Source organism: Ulvibacterium sp., from assembly GCF_965248315.1.
GTDB lineage: Bacteria > Bacteroidota > Bacteroidia > Flavobacteriales > Flavobacteriaceae > Ulvibacterium.
In genome coordinates this window covers 282,919-308,421 of record NZ_CBDFIX010000002.1, presented here as the reverse complement: position 1 = coordinate 308,421, position 25,503 = coordinate 282,919, and the positions used below count along the sequence as shown (strand labels likewise).

Annotated in this window: 26 protein-coding genes; 9 read left to right on the top strand and 17 right to left on the bottom strand. The window is 42.3% G+C overall.

What is annotated here, in order from left to right:
- The first annotated feature begins 109 nt into the window (after positions 1–109).
- The 7 genes from trmB to ACP2AF_RS02815 all read left to right on the top strand — a co-directional run bounded on the left by trmB (position 110) and on the right by ACP2AF_RS02815 (position 4,635).
- Positions 110–778, top strand: coding sequence for a tRNA (guanosine(46)-N7)-methyltransferase TrmB (gene trmB / locus ACP2AF_RS02845; protein ID WP_425234731.1), 669 nt, complete (start codon positions 110–112; stop codon positions 776–778).
- A 3-nt stretch (positions 779–781) separates the two neighbouring features.
- Complete coding sequence (locus tag ACP2AF_RS02840; protein ID WP_425234730.1) at positions 782–1,417, top strand: LysE family transporter; 636 nt, start codon at positions 782–784, stop codon at positions 1,415–1,417.
- On the top strand, positions 1,407–1,751 hold the full coding sequence (locus ACP2AF_RS02835) for an MGMT family protein (RefSeq protein WP_425234729.1): 345 nt from the start codon (positions 1,407–1,409) through the stop codon (positions 1,749–1,751). The genes ACP2AF_RS02840 and ACP2AF_RS02835 overlap by 11 nt, the downstream gene beginning before the upstream one ends.
- Before the next feature lie 298 nt (positions 1,752–2,049).
- Positions 2,050–2,598: a LacI family DNA-binding transcriptional regulator gene (locus tag ACP2AF_RS02830; RefSeq protein ID WP_425234728.1), complete on the top strand. Its 549-nt coding sequence runs from the start codon at positions 2,050–2,052 to the stop codon at positions 2,596–2,598.
- 132 nt (positions 2,599–2,730) lie between these two features.
- Positions 2,731–3,876 (top strand): P-loop NTPase, encoded by a 1,146-nt coding sequence (locus tag ACP2AF_RS02825; RefSeq protein ID WP_425234727.1) that lies wholly within the window; start codon positions 2,731–2,733, stop codon positions 3,874–3,876.
- The gene (locus tag ACP2AF_RS02820; RefSeq protein WP_282162071.1) at positions 3,873–4,112 is read left to right on the top strand and encodes a NifU family protein; all 240 of its coding nucleotides are present in this window, start codon (positions 3,873–3,875) and stop codon (positions 4,110–4,112) included. The genes ACP2AF_RS02825 and ACP2AF_RS02820 overlap by 4 nt, the downstream gene beginning before the upstream one ends.
- A 190-nt stretch (positions 4,113–4,302) precedes the next feature.
- Positions 4,303–4,635, top strand: coding sequence for a 2Fe-2S iron-sulfur cluster-binding protein (locus ACP2AF_RS02815; protein ID WP_425234726.1), 333 nt, complete (start codon positions 4,303–4,305; stop codon positions 4,633–4,635).
- Between the two features lie 49 nt (positions 4,636–4,684).
- On the opposite strand, the gene ACP2AF_RS02810 is transcribed toward ACP2AF_RS02815, so the two are convergent.
- From ACP2AF_RS02810 to ACP2AF_RS02795, 4 genes are all read right to left on the bottom strand, one after another.
- Positions 4,685–6,424, bottom strand: coding sequence for an ABC transporter ATP-binding protein (locus tag ACP2AF_RS02810; RefSeq protein WP_425234725.1), 1,740 nt, complete (start codon positions 6,422–6,424; stop codon positions 4,685–4,687).
- A gap of 172 nt (positions 6,425–6,596) precedes the next feature.
- Complete coding sequence (locus ACP2AF_RS02805; RefSeq protein WP_425234724.1) at positions 6,597–6,974, bottom strand: HEPN domain-containing protein; 378 nt, start codon at positions 6,972–6,974, stop codon at positions 6,597–6,599.
- A 40-nt stretch (positions 6,975–7,014) separates the two neighbouring features.
- Positions 7,015–10,545 carry a pyruvate:ferredoxin (flavodoxin) oxidoreductase gene (nifJ, locus tag ACP2AF_RS02800; protein WP_425234723.1) on the bottom strand — a complete coding sequence of 1,177 codons (3,531 nt, stop codon included), beginning with the start codon at positions 10,543–10,545 and terminating at the stop codon, positions 7,015–7,017.
- A 294-nt stretch (positions 10,546–10,839) separates the two neighbouring features.
- On the bottom strand, positions 10,840–11,193 hold the full coding sequence (locus tag ACP2AF_RS02795; protein WP_425234722.1) for a 4Fe-4S binding protein: 354 nt from the start codon (positions 11,191–11,193) through the stop codon (positions 10,840–10,842).
- A 136-nt stretch (positions 11,194–11,329) separates the two neighbouring features.
- Between ACP2AF_RS02795 and ACP2AF_RS02790 the strand changes: the two genes are divergently transcribed.
- Both ACP2AF_RS02790 and ACP2AF_RS02785 read left to right on the top strand, forming a co-directional pair.
- Positions 11,330–13,201 carry a 2-oxoacid:acceptor oxidoreductase subunit alpha gene (locus tag ACP2AF_RS02790; RefSeq protein WP_425234721.1) on the top strand — a complete coding sequence of 624 codons (1,872 nt, stop codon included), beginning with the start codon at positions 11,330–11,332 and terminating at the stop codon, positions 13,199–13,201.
- 2 nt (positions 13,202–13,203) lie between these two features.
- Positions 13,204–14,217, top strand: a complete 1,014-nt coding sequence (locus tag ACP2AF_RS02785; protein WP_425234720.1) for a 2-oxoacid:ferredoxin oxidoreductase subunit beta — start codon at positions 13,204–13,206, stop codon at positions 14,215–14,217.
- A gap of 76 nt (positions 14,218–14,293) precedes the next feature.
- Here ACP2AF_RS02785 and ACP2AF_RS02780 read toward each other — a convergent pair whose 3' ends face one another.
- From ACP2AF_RS02780 to ACP2AF_RS02720, 13 genes are all read right to left on the bottom strand, one after another.
- Positions 14,294–14,866: a YdeI/OmpD-associated family protein gene (locus tag ACP2AF_RS02780; protein ID WP_425234719.1), complete on the bottom strand. Its 573-nt coding sequence runs from the start codon at positions 14,864–14,866 to the stop codon at positions 14,294–14,296.
- A 35-nt stretch (positions 14,867–14,901) separates the two neighbouring features.
- The gene (locus tag ACP2AF_RS02775) at positions 14,902–15,345 is read right to left on the bottom strand and encodes a hypothetical protein (RefSeq protein ID WP_425234718.1); all 444 of its coding nucleotides are present in this window, start codon (positions 15,343–15,345) and stop codon (positions 14,902–14,904) included.
- Positions 15,346–15,450: 105 nt separating this feature from the next.
- Complete coding sequence (locus ACP2AF_RS02770) at positions 15,451–16,794, bottom strand: FAD-dependent oxidoreductase (protein ID WP_425234717.1); 1,344 nt, start codon at positions 16,792–16,794, stop codon at positions 15,451–15,453.
- A gap of 173 nt (positions 16,795–16,967) precedes the next feature.
- Positions 16,968–17,333, bottom strand: a complete 366-nt coding sequence (locus tag ACP2AF_RS02765; RefSeq protein WP_425234716.1) for a DUF1801 domain-containing protein — start codon at positions 17,331–17,333, stop codon at positions 16,968–16,970.
- Positions 17,334–17,356: 23 nt separating this feature from the next.
- The gene (locus ACP2AF_RS02760) at positions 17,357–17,791 is read right to left on the bottom strand and encodes a cupin domain-containing protein (RefSeq protein ID WP_425234715.1); all 435 of its coding nucleotides are present in this window, start codon (positions 17,789–17,791) and stop codon (positions 17,357–17,359) included.
- A gap of 74 nt (positions 17,792–17,865) precedes the next feature.
- Positions 17,866–19,065, bottom strand: a complete 1,200-nt coding sequence (locus tag ACP2AF_RS02755) for a DUF3500 domain-containing protein (protein WP_425234714.1) — start codon at positions 19,063–19,065, stop codon at positions 17,866–17,868.
- An 11-nt stretch (positions 19,066–19,076) separates the two neighbouring features.
- Positions 19,077–19,616, bottom strand: coding sequence for a GNAT family N-acetyltransferase (locus tag ACP2AF_RS02750; RefSeq protein WP_425234713.1), 540 nt, complete (start codon positions 19,614–19,616; stop codon positions 19,077–19,079).
- 43 nt (positions 19,617–19,659) lie between these two features.
- Entirely contained in the window at positions 19,660–20,427 is a 768-nt protein-coding gene (locus ACP2AF_RS02745) for a class I SAM-dependent methyltransferase (protein ID WP_425234712.1), read from the bottom strand.
- A gap of 180 nt (positions 20,428–20,607) precedes the next feature.
- Positions 20,608–21,813, bottom strand: a complete 1,206-nt coding sequence (locus tag ACP2AF_RS02740; RefSeq protein ID WP_425234711.1) for an FG-GAP repeat domain-containing protein — start codon at positions 21,811–21,813, stop codon at positions 20,608–20,610.
- Between the two features lie 524 nt (positions 21,814–22,337).
- Positions 22,338–23,138: a type 1 glutamine amidotransferase domain-containing protein gene (locus ACP2AF_RS02735; protein ID WP_425234710.1), complete on the bottom strand. Its 801-nt coding sequence runs from the start codon at positions 23,136–23,138 to the stop codon at positions 22,338–22,340.
- Between the two features lie 74 nt (positions 23,139–23,212).
- Complete coding sequence (locus ACP2AF_RS02730) at positions 23,213–23,788, bottom strand: Crp/Fnr family transcriptional regulator (RefSeq protein ID WP_120710439.1); 576 nt, start codon at positions 23,786–23,788, stop codon at positions 23,213–23,215.
- 97 nt (positions 23,789–23,885) lie between these two features.
- Positions 23,886–24,788, bottom strand: a complete 903-nt coding sequence (locus ACP2AF_RS02725; protein WP_425234709.1) for a carboxylesterase family protein — start codon at positions 24,786–24,788, stop codon at positions 23,886–23,888.
- A 155-nt stretch (positions 24,789–24,943) separates the two neighbouring features.
- Positions 24,944–25,372 carry a hypothetical protein gene (locus tag ACP2AF_RS02720; RefSeq protein ID WP_425234708.1) on the bottom strand — a complete coding sequence of 143 codons (429 nt, stop codon included), beginning with the start codon at positions 25,370–25,372 and terminating at the stop codon, positions 24,944–24,946.
- Positions 25,373–25,503: the final 131 nt, after the last annotated feature.

Genomic DNA, 25,503 nt, shown 5'->3' with positions numbered 1-25,503 from the left:
ATGAATTACAAAAATTCTTTTTAACACTGGGCTTACCGGTTTCAGGAAACAAAGTCTTTAAGCAGTAAAGATTTCCTTAGCTTTGCTATATCATTAAATTTTGGCAGCCGTGGGCAGCAAAAACAAGCTGAAGCGATTTAGAGAAAATGAGACGTTCAAAAATGTGCTTCAACCCAATAGGGAAGAAATAAAAACTGGATTTTCCCTCAAAGGTAATTGGCAATCCCATTTCGGTAATAACAGTCCCATCGTTTTGGAACTAGGGTGTGGCAAAGGAGAATATACTATCGGTCTTGCGCGTCTTGAGAAGGATAAGAATTTTATTGGTATCGATATTAAAGGAGCCCGCCTTTGGAGAGGAGCCAAAACCGCCTTACAGGATAACTTGGAGAATGTGGCCTTCCTAAGAACCCAGATCGAGCTGATCGATGAACTATTTGCGGAAGATGAAGTTTCGGAGATCTGGATTACTTTTCCCGATCCACAAATTAAATATAAACGTACCAAACACCGAATGACCAATTTGGACTTTTTGGAAAAATACCGTAAAATACTTAAGCCTAACGGAACAATACACCTCAAGACCGATAGTGCATTTTTACATGGCTACACTTTGGGGCTACTTCATGGAACCGGTCAGCAAATTGTTTATGCCAATCATGATGTTTATAAAAACGAAGGTAGCCCATCCGAGGTTTTGGCTATACAGACCTTCTATGAAGCGCAATATCTGGAAGAAGGAAAACCCATTACCTATATCCAATTTAGGATAAATTAACCTATGCAACACTTGCTCATTCTTTTTTTTGCCACATTTTCGGCTGCTTTCATGGCCACGGTACCTCCTGGGCTATTGAATATGAACGCTGCAAAGACCAGTGTGGAAAAGGGAAAATTGAACGGTATTATATTCAGTACAGGGGTTTCCAGTATGATTATGCTTCAGGCATACATTGCCGTACTCATCTCAAAATTCCTAAACAAAAACCCTGGTGTCGTAGAGGTTTTGATGGACATTGCCGTTGGGGTATTCGCCTTTTTTGCTGTTTATTTTTACATAGCTGCCCGACGAAATAAAAAGAAAGCACCAAAGCTGGTAAAAGTCAGCAAAAAAAACAGCTTTTTTAAAGGTATGGGGTTGGCGGCATTAAATTTATTGACCATTCCCTATTATAGTGGGGTAAATATTATGTGGAACGCCAGTGGCTGGATAAAATTTGAAATCTGGGATATAGTTACCTTTATTTTGGCGGTGGGGTCGGGAACCTTTTCCGTATTGTATATGTATACCATATATTTCAATAAATTAGAATCAAGGACCAGTCAATTTTCTAAAAATTCAAATTACATCTTAAGTGCCTTAATGGTTGTCCTATTGATTATTACCCTCATTCGAATTTTAGCCCGTGAAAACTGAAAATAAAAATTTTTTCCAAAAAGTGTACGAAGTGGCCCGTCAGATTCCTTTTGGAAGAGTTACCTCATATGGGGCGATTGCCAAATATTTGGGGGCGGCTCGGAGTGCACGTATGGTAGGGTGGGCAATGAACGGTGCGGGCAATATGTCCGATGTACCCGCCCATAGAGTAGTAAACAAAACAGGCCTTCTTACCGGAAAGCATCATTTTGACGGAATCAACCTTATGCAGCAGCTATTGGAAAATGAAGGCATCAAAGTATTGGAGAATCAAATTGTGGATTTTGAAAAACACTTTTGGGATCCTTTTAAGGAACTCGGTACAGAAACCTGAGTTGTATTTTAGCTCCTTTAAAGCTGACCAACTTCTTCCCACTTCCTCGGGCGCAGGAAATTTATCAATAACATTTCTTTTCTTACTTTATGTGTGTTAAAACTTCATCCGCTTTCTGAAGATTTTGTTAAATGCATAGAAAATGACAAACTACGTGTAACAACCCGATAAGGTGGCAAGTCTATTAGAAAAGTAAATCGACTTTGTGCTCAAGGGCGAAGACATTTTTGGCAGTGGGAATGGCTATAACTCACTTGAAATAAGATGATAATTATTTAAAGCGTAGTATAGGCGTCAAATGAAATCCGAAATCAATATTAAGCAAATAGCCTATTTGTCAGGCTACTCCAAATCCACAGTTTCCAAAGCACTGAACAACAGCCGGGAGGTCAGCGAAAAAACGAAACGTAAGATTCAAAAGATTGCCGATGCCTATAATTATAAGCCCAATAGCTTTGCCAAGGCGTTAAAGTCCAAAAAAGCGCATACCATTGGTCTGATTATTCCAGAGTTCTCCAAAACGCAGTATGCCCATTTAATGGAAGGGATCGAGGAAGAAGCAGTGCGAAAAAAGTATCGATTGGTGGTATATCAATCCAAAAACAACCTATCGCAAAAGAGAAGGTCAATTCGCATGTTTTTTGACGGTAGTATAGATGGCCTGATCATTGTTACCAATGAGCGGTTCGCTTCCAGTTGCGAAATCGATTATGTAAATCAAATCTTGGAAGATTCCCTACCGAGTATAAAGATAAATTTCTCGGATTGGTTACATAACAATGGTTCTCCAAATACTACTAAAAACATGGGAAAAGAGGTTTTTAAAAAACTAGCCAGAATGTTGTAAGAAATGAACAAAATCCCCAATAACCGAATTCTATCGTTACATCTTCATTTTCAATCCATCTCCTTCTAAATCTCACGTGTAAGACGTATCTTTGTTAGGTATCTTTTTACATAAATACAAGGAGGATTTTACATGAAAATCGATAAAAAAGCAGTTCTAGAGGCACTTGAAAAAATCACGGTGCCGGGGGAGGGACAAAATATGGTGGAAAGTGGTGCGGTAACCAATATACAAATTTTTGGGGATGAGGTTGAAGTAGATATTTCCATTAAGAATCCTAGTCTACAAGCTCGAAAAAAGACCGAAGTAGAAATCCTAAAGATTATCCATAGGGAGGTATATGAAAAGGCCAAGATAAAGATCAATATCAAAGTAGACGCTCCTACCAAACCCAAAGTCAATGAAATAAAGGGCAAACCCATTCCAGGCATCCAAAATATCATAGCTGTGGCTTCGGGCAAAGGAGGTGTAGGTAAATCTACAGTTACGGCAAACTTAGCGGTAACCCTTTCCAAGATGGGCTTTAAGGTAGGTTTGTTGGATGCGGATATTTATGGACCGTCCATGCCCATTATGTTCGATGTAGCCCATGAAAAACCGTTGGCGATTACCGTTAACGGAAAATCGAAAATGAAGCCCGTTGAGAATTATGGGGTAAAACTTTTATCTATCGGTTTTTTTACCCAACCCAATCAGGCCGTCATTTGGCGGGGACCCATGGCCTCCAAGGCATTAAACCAAATGATATTCGATGCCCATTGGGGAGAGCTGGATTTTATGTTGTTGGACCTGCCTCCGGGAACGGGCGATATACATTTAAGCATTATGCAATCCATGCCGGTCACCGGTGCCGTAGTGGTGAGCACACCCCAGGAAGTTGCATTGGCAGATGCAAAAAAAGGTGTAGCCATGTTCCAACAGGATTCCATTAATGTTCCTGTTTTGGGTATTGTGGAAAATATGGCCTATTTTACACCGGCCGAGCTACCTGAGAATAAATATTATATCTTTGGTAGGGAAGGGGCCAAAAATTTAGCACAGGATTTGGATGTCCCTTTCTTGGGAGAAATTCCATTGGTCCAGAGCATTCGTGAAGCGGGTGATGTAGGCCGCCCTGCGGCATTGCAAACGGCCACTCCTGTGGAACAGGCCTTTGAGGAACTCACCAAGAACGTTGTGCAGGAGCTGGTACATAGAAACAAAAGCCTTCCCCCAACGGAAGCTATCAAGATTACGACAATGGCAGGTTGTGCTGCAGTTAAAGGCAAGAAAGTATGACATCCGAGGAACTAAAATCAAACGTAGAAAAAGCATTGGAGGAAATTCGCCCCTTTTTGCAAAGTGATGGCGGCGATATTTCTTTAATTTCAATTGATGACGACAAATCCGTCAAAGTCCGTTTGCAGGGCAATTGTGTGGGATGTAGTGTCAATCAAATGACCTTGAAAAGTGGTGTAGAGATGACCATTAAAAAGCATGCGCCACAAATTGAGGAGGTCATTAATTTAAGCTAAGTGTTTTTTTGATGATCACCTTTGGAAATAGATAGGTTAACCGCCCAATTTCACTAATTCTTTTCCCATTGTTTTAAAGCTAACTTGTAAACTCTGGGAGTTTACCCGACAAATATCCAGAAAACCGTATTTTTGCATCTTCTTTTTTAGATTAAAGAAGAAAGGATGAATTCTAAAGATACCCGGATAGATGTCGGATATAAAAATTAAGATTACGGACAGGGACGGGGTTCTTCACGAGGTCGATGCCCCAACCGATATGAACATGAACCTTATGGAGTTGGTACGTTCGTACGAATTGGCCCCGGAAGGTACTATCGGTGTTTGTGGAGGCATGGCTATGTGTGCTTCCTGCCAGTGCTATGTAAAGTCCGAACATGAGCTTCCTGAAAAATCCTACGAGGAGGACGCTATGTTGGCGGAGGCCTTTTATGTTGAGGACAATAGTCGTTTGGGGTGCCAGATACGCATTGTGGAAGACTTGGAAGGGCTGGAGGTAGAACTGGCTCCGGCAGAATCATAAGAACTAAGAATCAGACCTGTCAGGTTTCAAAAACCTGACAGGTCTCGCTCTAAATCCTTGCCTGATAGGTGAACAAGTTATAGTATCGACCCTCTGAGGCGATCAATTCCTCATGGGTTCCCCGTTCCGCAATACGCCCGTTTTCAATGACCAAAATTTGATCTGCTTTTCGAATGGTACTTAGCCTGTGTGCGATAACAAATGTTGTTCGCCCTTTGGTAAGCTCGGCCAGACTTTTTTGTATCAAAGCTTCACTTTCGGTATCCAAACTTGATGTGGCCTCGTCCAAAATCAAGATTTTTGGATTTGCCAAAATAGCCCTGGCAATAGCAATGCGCTGTCGCTGCCCACCCGATAACTTTACCCCACGTTCACCAATTAAGGTATCAAGACCGTCCTCAAAGCGATTGGTGAATTCATTCACATAGGCAGCTTCTACCGCCTTTTCCAATTCTTGCTCACTGGCGTTTGGTCTGGGAAACAGAATGTTCTCCTTAATAGTACCCTCGAAAAGGAAGTCGTCCTGAAGTACCACGCCTAAAAACTGACGAAAACTCGTTAAATCAACTTTGGACATATCATCACCATCAATGGTAATGGTACCTGAGTCCGGATTCAAAAAGCTTGCCGCCAAACCCGCAATTGTAGATTTACCGGAACCCGAACTCCCCACCAATGCAATGACCTCACCGGCAGCAGCCTTAAAGCTTACCTCGTGCAATACCTCCTTGTCCTCTTCATAGGCAAAAGAGACTTTATCAAAGACCATATGGCCAACAATATCGGAGAGTTTTAGGGTACGCTCGGAGTTATCGGCCTCGGCGGACTCGTTCATTAATTCTTCGGTACGGTCCAAACCTGCCAATGCTTCTGTGAGTTGGCTTCCTATATTGCTCATCTGAACTATAGGAGCCACCATTAGGGCCAGCAAGAAAGTAAACTCAAAATATTCCCCCGTACTCAGTTCACCTTGCATCATTTTATAACCTCCAAAACCCATCATTATTCCCGTGGTTGCCAATCCCAACAGAAAAGTGGACGAACTGGTCATGATAGCGGTTGCGGTCAAACTCTTTTTTACGTTTTCGTACAACCTTCTTACACCGCCTTCAAAGACTTCGGCCTCTTGTGCTTCGGCATTGAATCCTTTAATGACGCGTATGCCACCTAATGTTTCCGTTAGGCGACCCTTTACCTCGGCATTGATTTTACCCCGATCTCTAAAGACCGGTCGTATAATCTTAAAAGCCTTTAATGCAATAAACGCGAAAAGAATTAGGGGAATGAAGGTCAATAGGGTCATGGTTGGACTGATCCGTAATAATAAAACTAGGGAAACCACAGCGGTTATGGTACCTCCTACCAGTTGCACCAGACCGGTACCGATGAGATTACGTACGCCCTCAACATCGCTCATAATACGGGAGACCAAGGCCCCTGATTTGGTATTGTCAAAAAACCGAATAGGCAGGGAGAGCACTTGTTTTTGAACTTGGGCCCGTAGTTCCGATATCATGTATTGTGCCTGTATGCTTAATACTTTGGTCAAAAGAAAGGACATCACCGCTTGGACCAAAAACGACAGAATGACCACAATGACCAGAATTTTCAGTAGATCATAATTTTTATTGGGGACGATATCGTCCAAAAAATAGCGTAGGGAAATAGGTGCTACAAAACTGGCCGCCCTGCTGATAACTATGAGTAACAGGCCTAAAAAAACCAGCTTTCTTCTGGGCCAAATAATTGTTCTAAAGGCCTTTAGGACACTTACTTTTTTGTCTGCCATTATACTACTTGTTCTGAAGTGGAGGCAGCAAAGTTAATTGAAAAAGATGGAGATTTCGATTCGTGACGGTGATTCGTTTCATTTGTCGCAAACCGATCGTCTCAAAAAATCAAAGGGCCGATTTGAACTTGTTCAAACCGACCCTTAAAGGCAAGGAAAATTGTTGCGCTTTCTAACTAATAATTCTTTCCCGCCTCAAAAATGTATCCAGACTATCGGCGATATCAAAACATCGGCTATATTGTGAGGATTCATTGCCGAATCTGGAATCCTCCTTATGTTCATTACATTCAAAACCGGACAAATTTACCTCTTCAAAGTTCTTATTGATCGTTCTACACTGCTCGTACAAACGATCAATAGATTCATCATTTGCAGGAATGGATCCGTTGAGGAGAAGAAACCCCTTTAAATAATTCTGAATGGCAAATTGGGAATTACTGCAGACCAAAGAGGTAACTACATCCTCTTCCGGCCTACATAACTCATCATTGGCCTCTCTCAATTTTTCTATCGCTTCTTCAAATAATTTGCGGGCCTTATCTTCCATCTTCAAGAATTTTAATAATAGACTTTAACCTTGGTATACGTTACATATTTCTGTAGAGTTCCAATCGTTCCCATCGCGTTTCCACCTCTTCCTGGGCTTGTTGCAATAAGGCTTCTCCTAATTCTGCGTTTTCCTTGGCCACTCTTGTAAATCGAGTTTCATTGTACATGAAATCGGTGAGGGGTGAGCTAGGTTCCTTGGAATCCAATCTGAACTTTTTGCCTTTGGGCTTGGAGGGATCAAAGCGGAACAAGGGCCAATACCCGGTCTCTACCGCTTTCTGCTGTTGAAAGGCTCCATCTTTAAGGTCATAACCGTGCTCCCCGCAATGGGAGTAGGCAACAATTAACGATGGTCCTGGATAGGCCTCAGCTTCCTCGATGGCTTTCAAAGTCTGCATGTCCTTTGCTCCCATGGCAACCTGCGCCACATATACGTTTTCGTAGGATACGGCCTGTAAAGCCAAACTCTTTTTGCTGGTCCGCTTACCGGATACCGAAAACTTTGCACTTGCGCCCAAAGGAGTCGCTTTGGAGGTTTGACCACCCGTATTGGAGTATACCTCGGTATCCAGTACCATGATATTAATATCTTCACCGGAAGCCAATACATGATCTACACCACCATATCCTATATCATAGGCCCAACCATCGCCGCCCAAAATCCACACCGATTTCCTCCTAAGATATTCGGTAAGCTTGTTTAGCTTTTTGGCATTGGAGTCATCACTGTTATCCAAGATTTTTTTGAGTTCGTCCAAATGCTGGAATTTCTCTTTGCGCTGTGTCTCGTTCTCTTCAGGATTATTTAAAATCTTCTCAACCAGTTCAGCACCTACCAAGGACTCCAACGATTTCAGCAAATTGATTGCAATCTCTTGTTTTTTGCTCAAGGCCAATTTCATACCAAAACCAAATTCCGCATTATCCTCAAAGAGCGAATTGGCCCAAGCCGGACCTCTGCCCGCCTCATTGGTCTTATACGGAGTAGTAGGCAAGTTACCACCGTAAATAGAGGAACATCCGGTTGCGTTGGCTATCATAATGCTGTCTCCATATAATTGGGTCAACATTTTGATGTAGGGTGTTTCCCCACAACCGGAACAGGCCCCAGAGAACTCAAAGAGCGGCTCCAAAAACTGGGAACCTTTTACATTGGTTATCTGCAATGCGGTACGGTCGTAATCGGGAAGATTAATGAAATAGTCCCAGTTCTTGTCCTCCACGGATTCAACATCGATTTTCTTATGCATGTTGATGGATTTGAAATCCTCTATTTCCTTGCTCTCCGCAGGGCAAACGGCAACGCAAAGGTCACAGCCCGTACAATCCTCGGGCGAAACCTGAAGGATATAGGATTCCGTTTCTTTGTTAAAAGGCCTTCCCTTTGCAGGTACTGCTTTTAAACCGGCAGGCGCATTGGCCAAATCTGCATTGGGGACTACTTTGGCGCGTATAGCGGCATGGGGGCAAATGGCAACACACTTATTGCATTGTGTACATAAATCCGTATCGTCCCAAACGGGAATGTAATCGGCTATCCCTCTTTTTTCATATTGGGAAGTACCCGTTGGGAAAGTACCGTCAACCGGGAAGGCACTGACCGGAAGTTCATCTCCTTTTCCAGCCAATATTTTACCCAAGATATCCTTTACAAATGGGTCTTCCGTACCGGTCATCATCGGTTTAAGGGCCCACTTGTTCGTTATCTTTTTCGGATAGTCTACCTTTTGCAGATTTTCCAATGATTTATCAACGGCATTGAAGTTCATTTGTACAATCTTGTCCCCCTTGTGGGAGTACGATTTTACAATGGCATTTTTAATCCTTTCAATAGCCTCTTTCTTGGGCAAGACGCCGGAGATGGCAAAGAAGCAGGTTTGTAGGACCGTATTGGTACGTTTGCCCAATTTTGCCTCGTGGGCCACCTTGGTTGCGTCTACCACGTAGAATTCCAATTCGTTTTCAACAATATCCTGCTGTAATTTTTCAGGTAATTTTCCCCATATCTCATCCTTTGAGTATGGTGCGTTCAATAAGAAAGTTCCACCTTTTTTTATGTTTCTCAGCAGGTCGTATTTTTCAATAAAATTGAATTGATGACAGGCAATAAAATTGGCCTTATGAATCAAATAGGACGAATAAATAGGTTCTGGACCAAAACGTAAATGCGATATGGTCTGTGCCCCAGCTTTTTTGGAATCGTATACAAAATACCCCTGTACGTAATTATCTGTGGTTTCCCCAATAATTTTAATCGAATTCTTGTTGGCACCCACGGTACCATCTGAGCCTAGGCCATAGAACATACAGTTGAAGGTTTCCTTGGCGGTTTTAAACCGTTTTCCTATATCTAAACTTGTATAAGAAACATCATCATTAATACCAATGGTAAAATGCTTTTTGGGGACTGATTTATCCAACTCATCATAGACTGCCTTTACCATGGCCGGATCAAATTCCTTGGAAGACAATCCAAACCGTCCTCCTATTATGGTAGGCATTGCCCTATCACTTTCAGCAAAAGCGGTAACGATATCCAGATATAAGGGTTCTCCTGTGCTTCCGGGTTCCTTGGTCCTATCCAAAACAGCTACTTTTTTTACCGTTTTTGGAAGCACATCAATAAAGTGTTTTATGGAGAACGGTCTAAATAAGCGTATGATAATGGCTCCAACTTTTTCTCCGTTTTCTACCATAGTGTCCACAACTTCCAGAACCGGACCTTGGCCGGAACCCATAATAACGATGATTTTTTCGGCTTCTGGGTGGCCTACATAATAGAACAAACTATACCTGCGACCGGTGTGCCTGTAGAATTCGTCCATCGTATCCTGAACGATTCCCGGTACCTTGTCATAATAGACATTGGAAGCTTCCCTAGCTTGGAAAAATACATCCGGGTTTTGGGATGTTCCCCGCACAACCGGATGGTCTGGGTCTAACGACCGTTTTTTATGGGCCATGATTTCATCCTCGGGCATCATGGCTTTTATGATGTCGTCGGGTATGGCGTCGATCTTGGATATTTCATGGGAAGTTCTAAAACCGTCAAAAATGTTTAAAAAAGGTACTCTCGATTTTAATGTAGCTACTTGGGCAATCAATGCGAAATCCATAGCCTCTTGTACAGAACCTCCAAACAGCATGGAGAATCCGGTCTGCCTGGCAGCCATGACATCGGAATGATCTCCAAAAATGGAAAGCGCATGTGTGGCTACGGTCCTTGCCGCTACATGGATAACGTTAGGAAGCAATTCTCCGGCAATCTTAAACATATTAGGAATCATCAATAGCAATCCCTGGGAAGCCGTAAACGTAGTCGTTAAGGCACCGGCCTGCAAAGACCCGTGTACGGCCCCGGAAGCACCGCCCTCACTCTGCATTTCAACGATTCGGGGTACGTTGTCCCAAACATTCTTTTCTCCATTGGAACTGAACACATCTACATGTTCGCCCATAGGGGAAGCGGGGGTAATGGGATAAATGGCGCAAACTTCATTGGTCTTGTGGGCAATTCTTGCGACGGCTTCATTCGCATCGCAAATGAGTTTTGGGAATTCTTTTTTCATCTTGGATAGCTTGTATTACCATACCAGATTATGTAAAAAGTGAAGTACTTCATGATAGACGATACACCTTTGTTGCTGGTACGGATTCCTAATAATTTCTATAAAAATACTGAGCGTAGTACTCTCATAACATGATATTTATCAGGAAAACGATTGAAATGTCCAGATATAGGGGGCAACAAAAAACCACCATCGAAACTATCAAATCGATGGTGGTTTTATGACAACATGTTGATTAACTAGAGCGTTAAAACTTTGGATGGCAAAAATTGAAAGACACCTTTAACAAAGAAGTTATTCATTATACAACCAGGCCTTCTTTGCCAACAGTTGTTCTTCCGTTTCAACATGACTGTCATCGGGCACACAGCAGTCCACTGGGCAAACAGAGGCACATTGTGGCTCATCATGAAATCCTTCACATTCCGTACACTTATCCGGTACTATAAAATAAAACTCCTCGGATATGGGTTCGTTTTCGATATCGGCATCCACCTCTTCTCCATTGGAGGGCAAGGTGACCATGCCATTCAATTCGGTTTCATCCGCGTAGGACCACTCTTGATCAGGTTCGTAAATCGCCGTATTCGGACATTCTGAAATACAGGCATCACAGTTAATGCATTCGTCTGTTATAATGATAGCCATTTTTCTCTGTTTTTAGCATTAAGATGTGTAAATTTAGGGCTATACTCATGGGTAATTAATGATAAAAATCATATTTACGGGAAAAGGGCGAGATTATTTTTGAGCGCTATTTACTAACCTCTTTTTGTTTTTTTATATGGCCAAAAAGCCTCTTATATTTGAATATGCGGACCAGGAAAATAAAGTTTTGGAAGCGGTTGTGGTCCGTTTTGTTGGTGACTCTGGAGATGGTATGCAATTGACCGGAACACAGTTTTCGGATACTTCGGCCATGTTCGGCAATGATGTGGCCACCTTTCCCAACTTTCCAGCCGAAATTAGAGCTCCCCAGGGAAGTCTGTACGGCGTTTCGGGTTTTCAGGTCCATATCGGCAGTATCGCAGTAAATACGCCTGGGGACAATGTAGATTTATTGGTGGCCATGAATCCTGCCGGCCTAAAGACCAATCTCTATGCGGTAAAGCCCGGCCATACCATTATTGTGGATACGGATGCCTTTACCCGAAAGAACCTGGAAAAGGCAAGGTACGAAACCAATCCCTTGGAAGATGGCAGCTTGGAAAATTATAGGGTCATAGAAGTGGCCATGACTTCATTGACCAAAGAGGCTCTTAAGGAACTCCAAGGCTTGGACAACAAAAGCATTGTGCGAAGCAAGAATATGTTCGCCTTAGGTATGGTATATTGGATGTACCATCGTTCCCCAAAACATACCATCGAATTTCTAAATCGCAAGTTCAAGAATAAACCTTTGATTGCCGAGGCGAATACCAAGGTACTTAAATCCGGATACTATTTTGCCGAGACCTTGGAACTTATTCCCAATGCATATACCATTGCCCCTGCCAAAATGCCAGCGGGTACGTATCGTATATTATTGGGCAATACAGCCACCGCCTGGGGGTTTTTAGCGGCAGCTGAGAAGGCCGGTTTAAATTTGTTTCTGGGGTCGTATCCCATTACTCCGGCTTCCGATATTCTGCATGAATTGGTAAAACATAAGCATTTTGGTGTGAAGACACTGCAAGCAGAGGACGAAATTGCAGGGATTTCTTCAGCAATTGGGGCATCCTTTGCGGGAAACTTGGCCATTACCACAACTTCCGGCCCGGGTTTGGCGCTTAAGGGGGAAGCTTTGGGTCTGGCCATGATGATAGAACTCCCTTTGGTAGTAGTCAATGTGCAACGGGGTGGCCCCTCCACTGGGTTACCAACAAAAACGGAACAATCGGACCTTTTGCAGGCCATGTATGGTCGCAACGGAGAAAGTCCGGTCATTGTGATTGCCGCCAGTACTCCGGCCAATTGTTTCGACTTTGCCTATGAAGCCGCAAAATTGACTTTGGAGCATATGACCCCTGTAGTTTTGTTGACGGATGGTTATATCGCTAATGGGTCGGCCCCATGGAAAATAAAGACCATAGCCGAAATGCCAGAGATTAAAAGCAATAAGGTGCAAGAAGTAAAAGAAAATTGGCATCCTTATGACAGGGATGATGGCACCTTGGCGCGGAATTGGGCCATACCAGGAACAGAAGGCTTGGAACATCGCATTGGCGGTTTGGAAAAAGATCGCGTTACCGGAAACGTGTCCTATGTACCGGAGAACCATGGCTACATGACCAAAATACGATCTGAGAAAGTAAAACGGGTCAAAGATTTTATTCCGGAATTGGAAACCGAATTTAGTGATTCAGGCAATCTGCTGGTCATCGGTTGGGGGGGCACTTATGGCTCCCTACATACGGCCGTGAAGCAATTGCATGGCGAAGGTCATACGGATATCGGCCTGGCCCATTTTAACTACATTAATCCATTGCCCCGAAATGCAGGAGAAGTCCTTAAAAAGTTTGATAAAATCGTGGTCTGTGAATTGAACAATGGCCAATTTGCGAAAGTACTGCGCACCAATTTTGACGAATTTAAGTTTTTGCAGTTCAACAAGGTCCAGGGGTTGCCTTTTGGCAACGATGAACTGATTCAGAAGTTTAAACAACTTATACAATAATTATGGAAACAGCTGCTCCAAAGAAATATACGTTCAAGGATTTTGCAAGCGATCAGGAGGTGCGTTGGTGCCCGGGTTGTGATGACTATGTAATCTTAAGGGCCATGCAAAAGGCACTTCCGGAAATCGGTGTTAAAAAAGAAGACGTGGTCTTCATATCGGGCATTGGTTGTTCCTCCCGTTTCCCCTATTACATGGATACGTACGGTATGCACAGTATTCATGGACGGGCCCCGGCCATAGCAACAGGGGTGAAACTAGCCAATCCACAACTGAGCGTATGGGTTATTACCGGAGATGGAGACAGTATGGCCATTGGGGGAAATCACCTAATTCATATTCTTCGTAGGAATATAAATTTGAATATGATTTTGTTCAATAATGAGATTTATGGGTTGACCAAGGGACAGTTTTCACCGACCTCCTTGGTGGGACAAAAGACAAAATCATCCCCGCATGGGAATACGCAACCCCCATTTTCCACGGGTGAACTGGCATTAGGTGCCCGGGCCCGGTTTTTTGCCCGGGTAGGGGGGAATACACCTAAGGAGATGACGGATTTGTTCATCGCCGCTGAAAGTTTTAAAGGGACTTCCCTGATCGAAGTATTGCAGAACTGCCCCATTTTTAATGATGGCTGCTTCTCCCATTTTACGGATAGAAAGGTTCGGGAGGACCAACAGTTGTTCGTGGAGCATGGCAAACCGATGATCTTTGGGAAAGACAAGGATAAAGGGGTGGTCCTTAACGGATTGCAATTGGAAGTCGTTACTTTGGGGGAGAACGGGATTACTCAGGAAGATATTTTGGTACATGATGCCAAGGCTCAGGATTCTACATTACATCAAATGTTAGTACGCTTGTCCTATCCCTTAGTTACCGGAATTATTCGGAGTTTTGATGATGTTACCCTGGAAGAACGGGAAGATACACTGACGGAACAGGTAAAGGCCAACTCCAATTTTACCCAGGTAAACGACCTTTTCTTTTCGGGGGAAACCTATGAAGTAAACTAAATTGAAAGGCTTGGTGGTGGTAATCGGGTAGTGCTGTTCAAATTGGTGATATCCCGTTGTTGGGAACTTTACTTTCTTAGTAATACTTGTCAATTCCGCCAAACCCCTTTATGAATTTGTTTTCCTGTGTTTTGGCCACGAAATTCAACAATCGTTTTTTAAACTCCTCCGGGCGTTTTCGGGCACTATCAATATAGGCGATTCGTATTCTCTTGTACGGGTCTGAAAATTTTTGATAGTTTTCCCAGGCCTTGCGATTCTTTCGTATTTCGTGCAATATATCCGCCGGAAACTCAAATTTCTGATCAATTATGGCCTGGATGCTTTCCTTGACTGAAAAATGAATCTTATTTTCCTTGTACAACCATTTCAATCGCTCTTTGTTGGCTTGGGAATAGCTGCTTTTAGGTCGTCTTTGGGTAAACCGCTGTAGGGTATGGTCTGCATCGAGGGATTTAACGGTACTATCGATCCATCCAAAACACAGAGCCTCTTCCACGGCGGTATTGTATTCAATTCTAGGTTTTCCGGTGGACTTTTTAGGATACACCAACCAGATTTCGCTTTTTTTGTCAAAGCTTTTCCGGAGCCATTCCCGCCATGCTTTTCTTTCGGTAAGGTAAAGGGTTTCCAATTTCTCCATTTTCATAGAACCGCTTTCAAGTTAGCACATAGTTTTGGAAATCAGACTGTATTATAAACGGATTCAATGGCCTTTGCCAATTTGGCCAAGCCCTGGGGGGCGCTTGTCTCAAAAGTTTGCATGCCCTCGGCAAAATCAACGGCCTTTATACCGGTCAAACTCAAGCGTTGGGTAATTCGGGTGTGATTAGGACCTATAGATTCCATAATCATGACGTTGCAAAACACGGCGCCATCCAAGGGCATTTCGATGGTAGCGGAGTGTTCAGGATCAAGCTGTGTTATTTTCCAAATATAGGGTTCCTGCCCCGGAGTTTTTGTGGCGCCTGAAGTCCCTACGGCAAAAGGCCCCTTGAGCTTTATCCATTCCACTGCTTTTCCTTCCAGGCGCTGCCAATTGGATACATTGGCCCAAAAGGCCCATGCAAAGGATTTGTCGGAATTGCATTCGACCGAATGTTCAAATTTCCAGGCAGTATCGCCCATGACACTTGTCTTTTACAACATTTAAAAGTCGACCGAAGCATTTTGTTGGCCTCATTGATGTAAAGTTAAGGTTTTCATCTTGGATGCCTCGTGTTGTTGGCCTCTTTAGACATGTTGTAATTTCACCCAAGTTTGGGCTGCCATTTGAACCGGATCCCACGGGCTACTAAGTGGAGGCGTATAGCTTAAATCAAGATCATTGAGTTCATCCACCGTGTATTTGTTCTGAATGGCCGCAGCTATGATATCAATACGCTTGGCTATTTCCGATTTCCTTGATCCCAGTATTTGGGCTCCCAACAGCAGTCCGTTCTCAGGATTTCCCGTAATCCTAATGCTCATCTTTTTTGCTCCGGGATAATAGGACTTGTGATCCCAATGTACGGATTCTATGGTCTTATGGAGTAAACCGAAGCGCTGGCAATCACGGTCATGAAGCCCTGTCCTACCAGCCACCAAATCAAATATCTTTACTACCTGGGAACCAAGTGACCCCTTATATGCGGTTTTCCTGCCTGTCATATTTTCTCCTGCTATGCGCCCCTGTTTATGTGCTGTAGTGCCGAGTGGGAGATATACATTTTGTCCAAGAAGGGCATGGAAGGTTTCAACACAGTCACCACCGGCATAAATATCGGCTATATTGGTTTCCATCATTTGATTGGTGATGATGGTCCCTTTTTCATTTGTTTGGATTCCCGCGGACTTTGCCAAGGTAGTGTTAGGGGATGCACCGACCACTACCAATACCAATCCACATGTATTCTGGTAGTTATTAGATCCGTTGACCAGTAAGCCGTTTTCAATTGCTTCAATGGAGTCTATTTTGGTATCGGTATGTAAATTAACACCATGTCTGGAGAGTTCCTCACCAACACTATTTCCAAAAGACTCATCCAGTGTTTGTAGCACAGTGGGCAGAAACTCGACCAAATCGACTTCCAATCCTCTTAGATGCAAGGCATCTGCCATTTCAACCCCGATATAGCCGCCACCTACGATAGTGACTTTTTTTACGTTTTCCTTTTCGATGAACTGGTCAATTTCCAGCATTTCCCCAATCCAGCGTAGGGTAAAGACTCCTTTGCTGTTCAGACCCTCTATGGGGGGAGTAATGGATTTAGCCCCCGTTCCTATTAAGAGTTTATCGTATGCAAAGGTTTGGTTATTTGCGAAGATGGTCTTTTTGATGGGGTCAATATGGGACACCCAATGGCTGCTGAATATTTCAATATCTTGGTTTAAAATATCCTGTCGCGTACGGTGGGCCAGTGTTTTCCAATTGGTAATCTCCCTACTCAGATAAAAGGGAATCCCACAAATACTGTAGTTGGGATACTCATCGGCCAGGAACATCTGGACTTTGGCATTTGCATCAAGTTCCTTTATCCGCAGTGCGGCACTGATTCCTGCATCGCTGCCACCAATGATCACGTATTTTGTATCCATTTTCTAAAAGAACATAAATTTTTATAATTCTTTTAAGAAGAAAGGATTATTAAATTATTAAATGTTGGGATGAAGAGTTTATAGTGTTGGGCGTTTGTTGTTTTTTATAATCCCGCTAGAGGTTTGTATCAATTATTACGTCGATACAACTTATACACTACGGGATGCTTTTGTCATGAATCATCCCGCATTTTTATCCATGCCAGTACCACGCTCTCCAAATCCTTTTTGCGGTTTTCTATGTCCTCCATACTTCCAAATTTCGCCGTCCTTGCTTCCTTACCGTCACCCTGAAGCAGTCCGGTAGTATCGTTGATCAGCGCTCCTTTATGGAACATTAGGCTTACATGTTTCTTGGCATTCATAAAGTATGAGGCCATATTCCCCTTATACATAAAGGTGGGGCTACTCCATTTTATGGTTTCCTCGATATCGGGATGGGTATGTAAAATAATTTCCCGAACTCTTTGGATTTCGGCCTCTAAGGGATGATTTTTCTTCTTGAGGTATTCATCGACTTCTGGATTTCTATGGGCCATGGTTTTTTTAGTTAAAATTTAGCTTATTCCTCGTAGATATCAAATTCAGCGGAAATGGATTTCATAAGTTCCGCGTCGGCAAAATCACTATCGGACAGCTTTGATAGTTTTTCCAGATACAGGTCGAACTGGCCATTTTTGAATATGGTAAGCATTTTGCCTCCCTTTTCGCATCGTGCCGCATGCCAAACATGGGGTGGAACGGTTAGGGTATCTCCTGGCCCTGCCGTAATCGACTCATCATCAAAAATGAGTTCCACTTCTCCCTCAAGGATGTAAAAGACCTCCGTCATTATCTTATGGTGATGTCGCCCCAAATAGAACCCTGGTTTTAAGGTGTCCTCAACAAAGCTCAGTTCCCCATTGGTCCTGTGGGAAGAAAGCTTAATGAAGCAGTGGTCCTGGGAATAGTTATAGTTCTCACCTTCCCCGTTCCGTATGATTTCTTTTTCCTTCATATTTTATGTATTGTATTTGTTTGCATTTGAGCTTTCGGCCCCCGATAGGAATGACCAATATCGATAGCTGTTGTTTAATGATGGTGCTTTGCCAAATGCTGCCTTAAATAATCTTTGCCATAGTCATTTCCATTGGGGGTTCTTACTATGGTGTGGATATGATTTCTTGTGGGTTGTCTTCCATTTCCTCGTATACCTATAGGTCCTTGATGATCAAATTCTATAAGAACAACGGGACTGTGGATACGATAATAGAATACGGCATTTTCATCCGTTTTTCCGATCCAGGCAAAGTAGGTTTCATTCATATGCTTTTTGATGTCTTCCATCTTTACCTGGGCATGTCCTTCCCGCATATTTGAAATGTATTGATAGGCCAAGTCCAACAACTGCTCTTTTTGTTCTTCGGACATTTGGCTTACGGGCAATCCCTGAAAATCCACAATAGCATTATCCGAAAATGCCTCAGCCCGGATATCATTATCCACTTTTTCGGTAGACATGGTGGCTTCTTTTTGTAGTTCCACGGGGAGGGATTGCATAAACTTTAGACCCAAATTTTGCTCATCCTGAAAGAGGGTATTGCCTTTGTATTTTCCCGAAGTCGTTATTATCGGTTCGCCCCCCATAAAGGTCGGGGTCATTACTACCTGGTCTCCGAGGATGAAATAGTTTATGACCAAATGGTGTCCGTCTATTTGCCAGCCCCAAGGTTCGGTCAAGGACGGGTTTCCCATAATGGTAAAGAAATAGAGCTCTTCATCATAAATAGGGTTACCGTTGTTCAATTCACGGAGTGTTTGGTCCGTTTTCATGATGTCCTTGCTCAATTGCAATCCTTTTGCGCTCAATGCACTTTGCATCAGATTAAAAGCCAACTTTCGCTGCTCCTGATTCATTTCCTTAAGACTTATGCCTTGGCGTGTATAGATGCCATTGTCCACATTGCACCATTTGCGCCATTCATCGTCCTGGATATCAAATTGTGTTTTTTCCAATTGTTTTGGGCCAAGGGATTTTAAGAATTCCTCACCCGCCAGTTTTATGGGAAGCGTGGTAACCCCGGTTGATGTGATGGGAAATAAGTCCTTATCCATGCCTTGGGAAGTTGCAATACCGATAAATTCGGTTTTTAGACTTTCTTCCTCCATTTTTTCAAACGGACTGAGCTGCCTTGATTCAGTAGTCTCTTTTTGTGATTCGGTAGGCTGTTTTTGTTCTTTGCAACCTAGGGCGATTGATCCAAGAGTCAACAGATATACTATTTTTTTCATAAGGTTTCGTATTAGGCGGGCATGGATTCCTTCTTGGTCATTTCATAGACTACGAGTCTCCAAATCAGATTGTGAGCGCTAAAGTGCTTGTCATATTCCTTCACTTTTTTCATCCCGACTTTTTCTGCGATACGTTGTGCGGGACTATTTTTAATATAGGTATGAATAAAGATGCTTTCAAGGCCCAGGTTTTGAAACCCGTACGCAAGAGATTCCTTGGCGGCTTCAGTGGCATAGCCCTGGTTCCAGTACAATTTATGGATGTGGTAGCCAATTTCCGGGACGTATACCCCATCTATATTTTGCAAACTAATGCCACATTGCCCTATGAATCTATTTGATTCCTTTAGGATGACGGCCCATAGTCCAAATCCATTTTTTTGGTAACTGTCCATACTTCGACCTATCCAATCTTTTACCGCATCCACGGTGTAGGGTGCCGGATAATATTGCATTATCTCGGCATCACTTAATATTTCATAAAGCGGTAGGGCATCCTCTTGGGTAAGTTTCCGAAGCCCCAACCTTTCCGTTTCGATCAAATAACCCAAACCTCTTTTTTAGTAAGCAAATTCATCTGGTCCATGAGTTGTGTTAATACTTAGCCACAATTAACTTTAATGCACAAGTAAATTCTTTTAACTCCCTATGGTTACCATATTTTTTATCCCAATTCCCCGACTCTAGATCATCAGCCAGTCTTTTGACGATTTTCTCTTCCATTCCATCAGGCAGGAATCCCCAAGCAGATTGATTTAATCGTAACTCCTTGCTTAAAAATGCTTCTGGGCGACCATAAAAAGCCTCCTGAAATCCATCTACACAATCGAAAGGAATGGGAATCGGAATACTCGTACAGTTTCCACCAAGACACTTCATAATGAAATCGTTTGTAGGGTATCTCTTTTTTTCTATTTCAATGACTTCGGGGAAATATTCGGCGTTCCAAAAATCATTTAGGCAATCCGGATCGAAAGTCATAATAACCACCTTTTTCTTTGAAACTCTTTTAAGCTCGCTTAATCCTTTTTTTATATCCGGCCAATGATGAACGGTAACCATGGCCATGGAGGTATCAAAAGAATTGTCGTCAAAGGGTAAGGCATCCGCTTTTGCATTAATCGCAGGGACTTTATTATTTGCAATTCTTTGCTTACGCATAACTATTGAAGGTTCAACAGCTACCACATATGTATTATCCGGTTCGTATGACCCTGAACCGGCTCCAACATTAAGAATGGTGGTTGATTCATCCAATTCTTTAAAAACAAATTCAGCTATTCTTGGGTCTGTCCGTCTATGACCGGAATACTGCTGTCCGTATTTATCATAATTAAATGCCGGATTATCAATTTCAATCATAACGTATGTTTTGATGCCGACTAACGGGAAAATACGGCTTATACAAGCCATATATCGTTTAGGGATACTTTAAAAGTAAACAATTCGGCCCATTGATTTGGTCAGAGGGATACAAAACTTGGGAAAGATGGCCCTCGAAAAACAGGTTCAAAACAGCAACACCTAACAGCAGGGGAGCTCTTACTTATCTACCGTTTTGTTGAGCCAGAGTTCATAAGACTTTCCTTCATGGCCATCATATCGGAAAAAATCCAGGTCACCATCGCCTTCAACATCGCCTATATAGGAATTATAGGCGCCCTCCATGGTCAATATTTGCTGCTGCCAAATCTCCCAATCAGCTTCTCCTTCCCCTTGCAAATAAAGGATTACGGGACTTGCCTCAGGGTACCCTTGATCTCCGTTGTTGCCCGATAGTACGTCCAAGTCGCCATCGTTATCCATATCGCCCACCTGTAAAGTGTGTGCAAAGGCGTTGGTTCCTATCTCATGTTTTACCCATTGGTCACCACATTCGGGGTTGAGGTCGTACCAGGCCACGCGCGTACGGAATTTTTCGGAACAGGAGATAAAGACTTCATCGCGTTGGTCCTCATCGATGTCCGCACAGAAAATTTTTGTGGAATTATGGATCCAATCATACCCATCATCACTGTTCCAATAGGGGTCAATGGATTTTACCGACCAAATACCGGTCATATCGCCTCCCGGATTTTTAAACCAAAATGCGGTGGACACGACATCCAGATCCCCATCCCCGTCCACATCCCCAACATGTTGCCCTTCATGGAGGTGTTCTACATACACTTCGGTGGCTTTGCTCCAGCGATCGGGATTGTCTTGACGATATACGAACAATCTGCGCGAGTGATGGGTAGTACCCACTACATCCAGTTTTCCATCACCATTAAGGTCTTCCAAATCAAAGTCTTTGACAAAAGAGGGGAATACCGCAATTTTATGTGCTTCCCAACCCGGATTTTCATACCAGTATAGGGTAAGCGGTTCGCTGGAACCGCCCCATTCACCGGGGCTCACAGGACCTAGGACATCAATATCCCCGTCATTGTCAATATCGCCCGATGCCAGGTCGCCGGCAGCAAACTTTTTTCCTTCGGGGCCGGTTTCCGCAATAAGATGTTTTTTGGATTCCCCGTAACCGGGTACGGTCTCATACCACAGAAGGGCTCCTCCGTTAGCATTGTTATGGATTACAAAAAAATCCAGAAGCCCATCATTGTTCACATCGGCATGACTCCTGGCCCACCATTTATCGGCTGTGCCATTTACCAGCACATGTTTTGAAAAATCTATTTGCGCATGCAAAAGTTGAAATGATAAAAACATACCAAAAGCGAGGATTACCGTAAAAGATGGTTTTTTCATGGTTTAAAGAGCGTTAGTTATTTAGTGAATCAAATTAAACAAATTGCGGTAGCCAATCAACCCGATTTAGCTTAAAATTCAGAAATATGCGTTTTAAGCTGTCCTAATTTATAATTGTTCCTCTTTTGTTTTTCTTAAAATAAGGAAGAATTGACTTTATTCAATCAATTGCCCCAAAAAAGGTAACATTATACTGTCCTCTGACTTGATCGGTTGTGGCAGCTTCCAGTGTTCCGGTCGCCCCATATTCGGCGTTCTTTAAAAAGACATCAATTTTTCCAAATTTGGCGATACCATTGCGATGGCTTGTTCAATCGTTTCCTTTTTTTAACATCAAGAGTCTCTAGGACAAGACTTTCATTAGGTATAAGGTCTTGCCCTGCTTTAGGTTTGCGCATTGCGGCAATCACATTCCAGCCTTTTTGTGAAAATTAAGGGTAATTACTTTTCCTATCCCGCTGCTTTAATGGCTTGTTAAAATTGTATTTCCCATTATGTGGCTTTATTTTTTTTAATGAATGATATTAATTCAGTTTTTCCAGTAGAAGTTCAGCTACCAACTCGGAAGAAGCAGGATTTTGACCGGTAACCAATAACCCGTCCTCAACTGCATAAGGATTCCAATCGGCCCCTTTCGAATAAATTCCGCCATTTTCCTTTAACACGTCTTCTACCGAAAACGGGACAACATTCGTAAAATCAATTGCTGCCTCTTCAGAATTTGAATATGCCGTTACCTTTTTTCCAGCTACAAGTGGTTTATCCTCTAAATCCTTGGTGTTCTTAAAGATGGCTGGACCATGACAAACAGAAGCTACTGGCTTATTGCTATTGTAGAAAGCTTCTATTAAAGCTATTGATTTTTCATTATCGGCTAAATCCCATAATGGACCGTACCCACCAGTGTAGAAAACAGCATCATAATCCGTTTGCTTGGCGGTTTCCAATTTAATGGTTTTAGAAAACACGTTCTGCGCTTCCTTATCTTCATTGAACCTTTTAGTGGAAGAAGTCTGGAAGTCTGGTAATTCACTTTTAGGGTCAATAGGAGGTTTGCCACCTTTGGGTGAGGCTAGCGTAATAGCAACGCCTTTATCCTTTAAAAAGTAATATGGGCCAGTAAACTCTTCAAGCCAAACCCCAGTTTTGTCGCCTGTAGTGCCCAATTTATCATGACTTGTAATTACGAACAAAATCCTTTTCATTGTTTCTCTTTTTTCTTGTTTGGTATTTTTTTCTTGATTTGAAACCGTACTTCCTTTTGTCTTATTCCCACAAGAGAAAAGAAAAGCAGAACTTAATAATGCAATGAGTGCTTTTTTCATTTTATAATGATTTAATTACACTACAAAATTGAGCTATACACCTCTCAAGAAAATTGATGTATGGTAAGAAACGATTACTGAGCGATTTCTTTTCTGATTCTACTAAGGCTCTCAGTTGTAATTCCCAAGTATGAAGCTATGTGGTAGTTTTTGACTTGTTGTTCTATCCTAGGGTAAGTTTTGACAAAAGATAAGTACCTATCTTTAGCAGGAAACGCTAAATTATTAAGGGTTCTTCTGTGAAAGGCTTCCATTCTCTTTTCCAGTTTTTTTCTAAAAAAGGTCTCAAAAGCCGGAATATCAAGATACAATTGTTCCATATTTTTTCTAGACAACCTATATAGCGTAGTATCTTTAATACATTCAATATTCATCATGGCCTTGGTCCCCGAGAAAAAAGCAGTGTAATCACTAATCCACCAATCTTTGATAGCAAACTGCAAGGTGTGATCTTTACCAAATTCATCAATAAAGTAGCATCTTAAACAGCCTATATGGACATAGTGTGTATATGAAACTTTTTCTCCACTCCTCAACAAAACATCACCTTTCTTCAAAGTTATTTTTTTGAATTTGGGACCAAGAATTTTCAGCTCTTCTGAAGAAAATATGGTTGGATCAAATATTTCTTGTAAAAAAGGATTCTTCATTTTTTAATCAATTACTCGTAACATAGGCATACAGATCATATAATCTATAGATCTTTTACGTGCACACTAAAAGTAGACAACCTTATGGAGTGTGCCGTTATCCATTTCCAAATAGTGTTTCGATGAAGTTTACGATTACCGACCTATAGATACTTCTTTCTGAAAATGATAAATTTTTCCACAATTCGCCATGCGATAGATCATAGCTATATAAAACTTGCATATCCCTAAACTCCGTTTCACGTATTTTTTCCTCAAAAAGCTTTGTGTAATTGTACAAAGTATTGTCGCTGATGAGCAGCATAGGAATCGATAAATTTTTAAGGTAGGTTATGGGCGAGGCGTTTTTAAAGTCCTTGTCCGTGTTCCCGAAAACAGCTTCAACATGTAGCTTGGCCAGTTCTGGCCTACCTCCGTTCAAAAATACATTATGGTAATCAACGATATCATAGGTTCCCGAAATCGGGATTACCCCTTTGAACAGTTCTGTAGAAAGCCCTACTTGGTTTAAATAGGTATTGTCCAAACTTAGCAATGCAGATAAATGTGCCCCAGAGGAATATCCCCCTACAACAAAGCTTTCTTTATCATAGCCATAGGTATCGGCATTATCGTGCAACCATTTAACAGCAGTGGCCACATCTTCAATGTGTTTTGGATGCTGAATTCCTTTATCCAAAGTTGAATCGCGCCATGTGGCCGGACTTAATCGATGTCCAATACTTGCTACGGCAATTCCCTGTGCAGCGAACTTTTTGGCTAGATCCATTTCTTGATGTCTATCCCCATAGGACCAAGCACCCCCACCTATCCATATCAATAACGGATAGTTCTCCTTATTTGAGGGCAAGACCAAGTTCAATCTTTGAAGACTGTCATTGGAAACCGATTCCTTGTTCAAGTAGGAAAGGTCATTGTACACCTTGAAATCCTCCGATTGCCCAAAGGAAATTTGGCAAACCAGCAATGTGGCAGTCAATACAAATATTGTTTTCTTCATTTTGTTGGTCTCAGCGGCATATGGCATAGAAATATTAATCAAATTATCTCTCAATTTTTTTACCGAATACACTAAAAGTAAAAAATAAACCTTAGAGGTCAGCCATGCTAAAATCAGATTGATTGAGTCTGCCTCTTCTTTTTTCAATTTATTTTTTAATCCCCTTCCCAATCGAATTCCGATAGTATTTGGTCCCTTTCTTTTTTCTTTTTTTTGGAAAAGGAGAGTATTGACATAGAGAATCCCAATTCAACGGCACCCAAGGCTGTCATTCCACGACCTATAATCGTTTTGGATAATCCATTTCCTCTGTTTCTAGTTGCCAAAAACAATAGACCTCCTGCCGTTGTGACAACTCCAACTCCACCTATTACCATTCCCACGGTTTTATTGGTGCGGTACTTGCGGTCTTGTTCCAAGACTTTACGTAAATCGGCTCCATAATCCGGGTCGGTATTGAGCAATTTTGCGTAATCGATCTCTAACTCGATAAATCGCTCCTTTTCGGGCTCTGTAAATTCCTGCGCGGATAAGGATATATATGTTAACAAGACCAGGGTAACGGTAATAAACTTTTGGGGCATTTTTCTTGGGGTAATGCAGGTTAATTGGTGGATGCTTTCAGCAAATTAAATTAAACAAAATGAGGCGGCCAATCAACCTTACTTGGCTTAAAATTCAAACAATAGGATAAAAGAATTGTGGTTGACCCTTA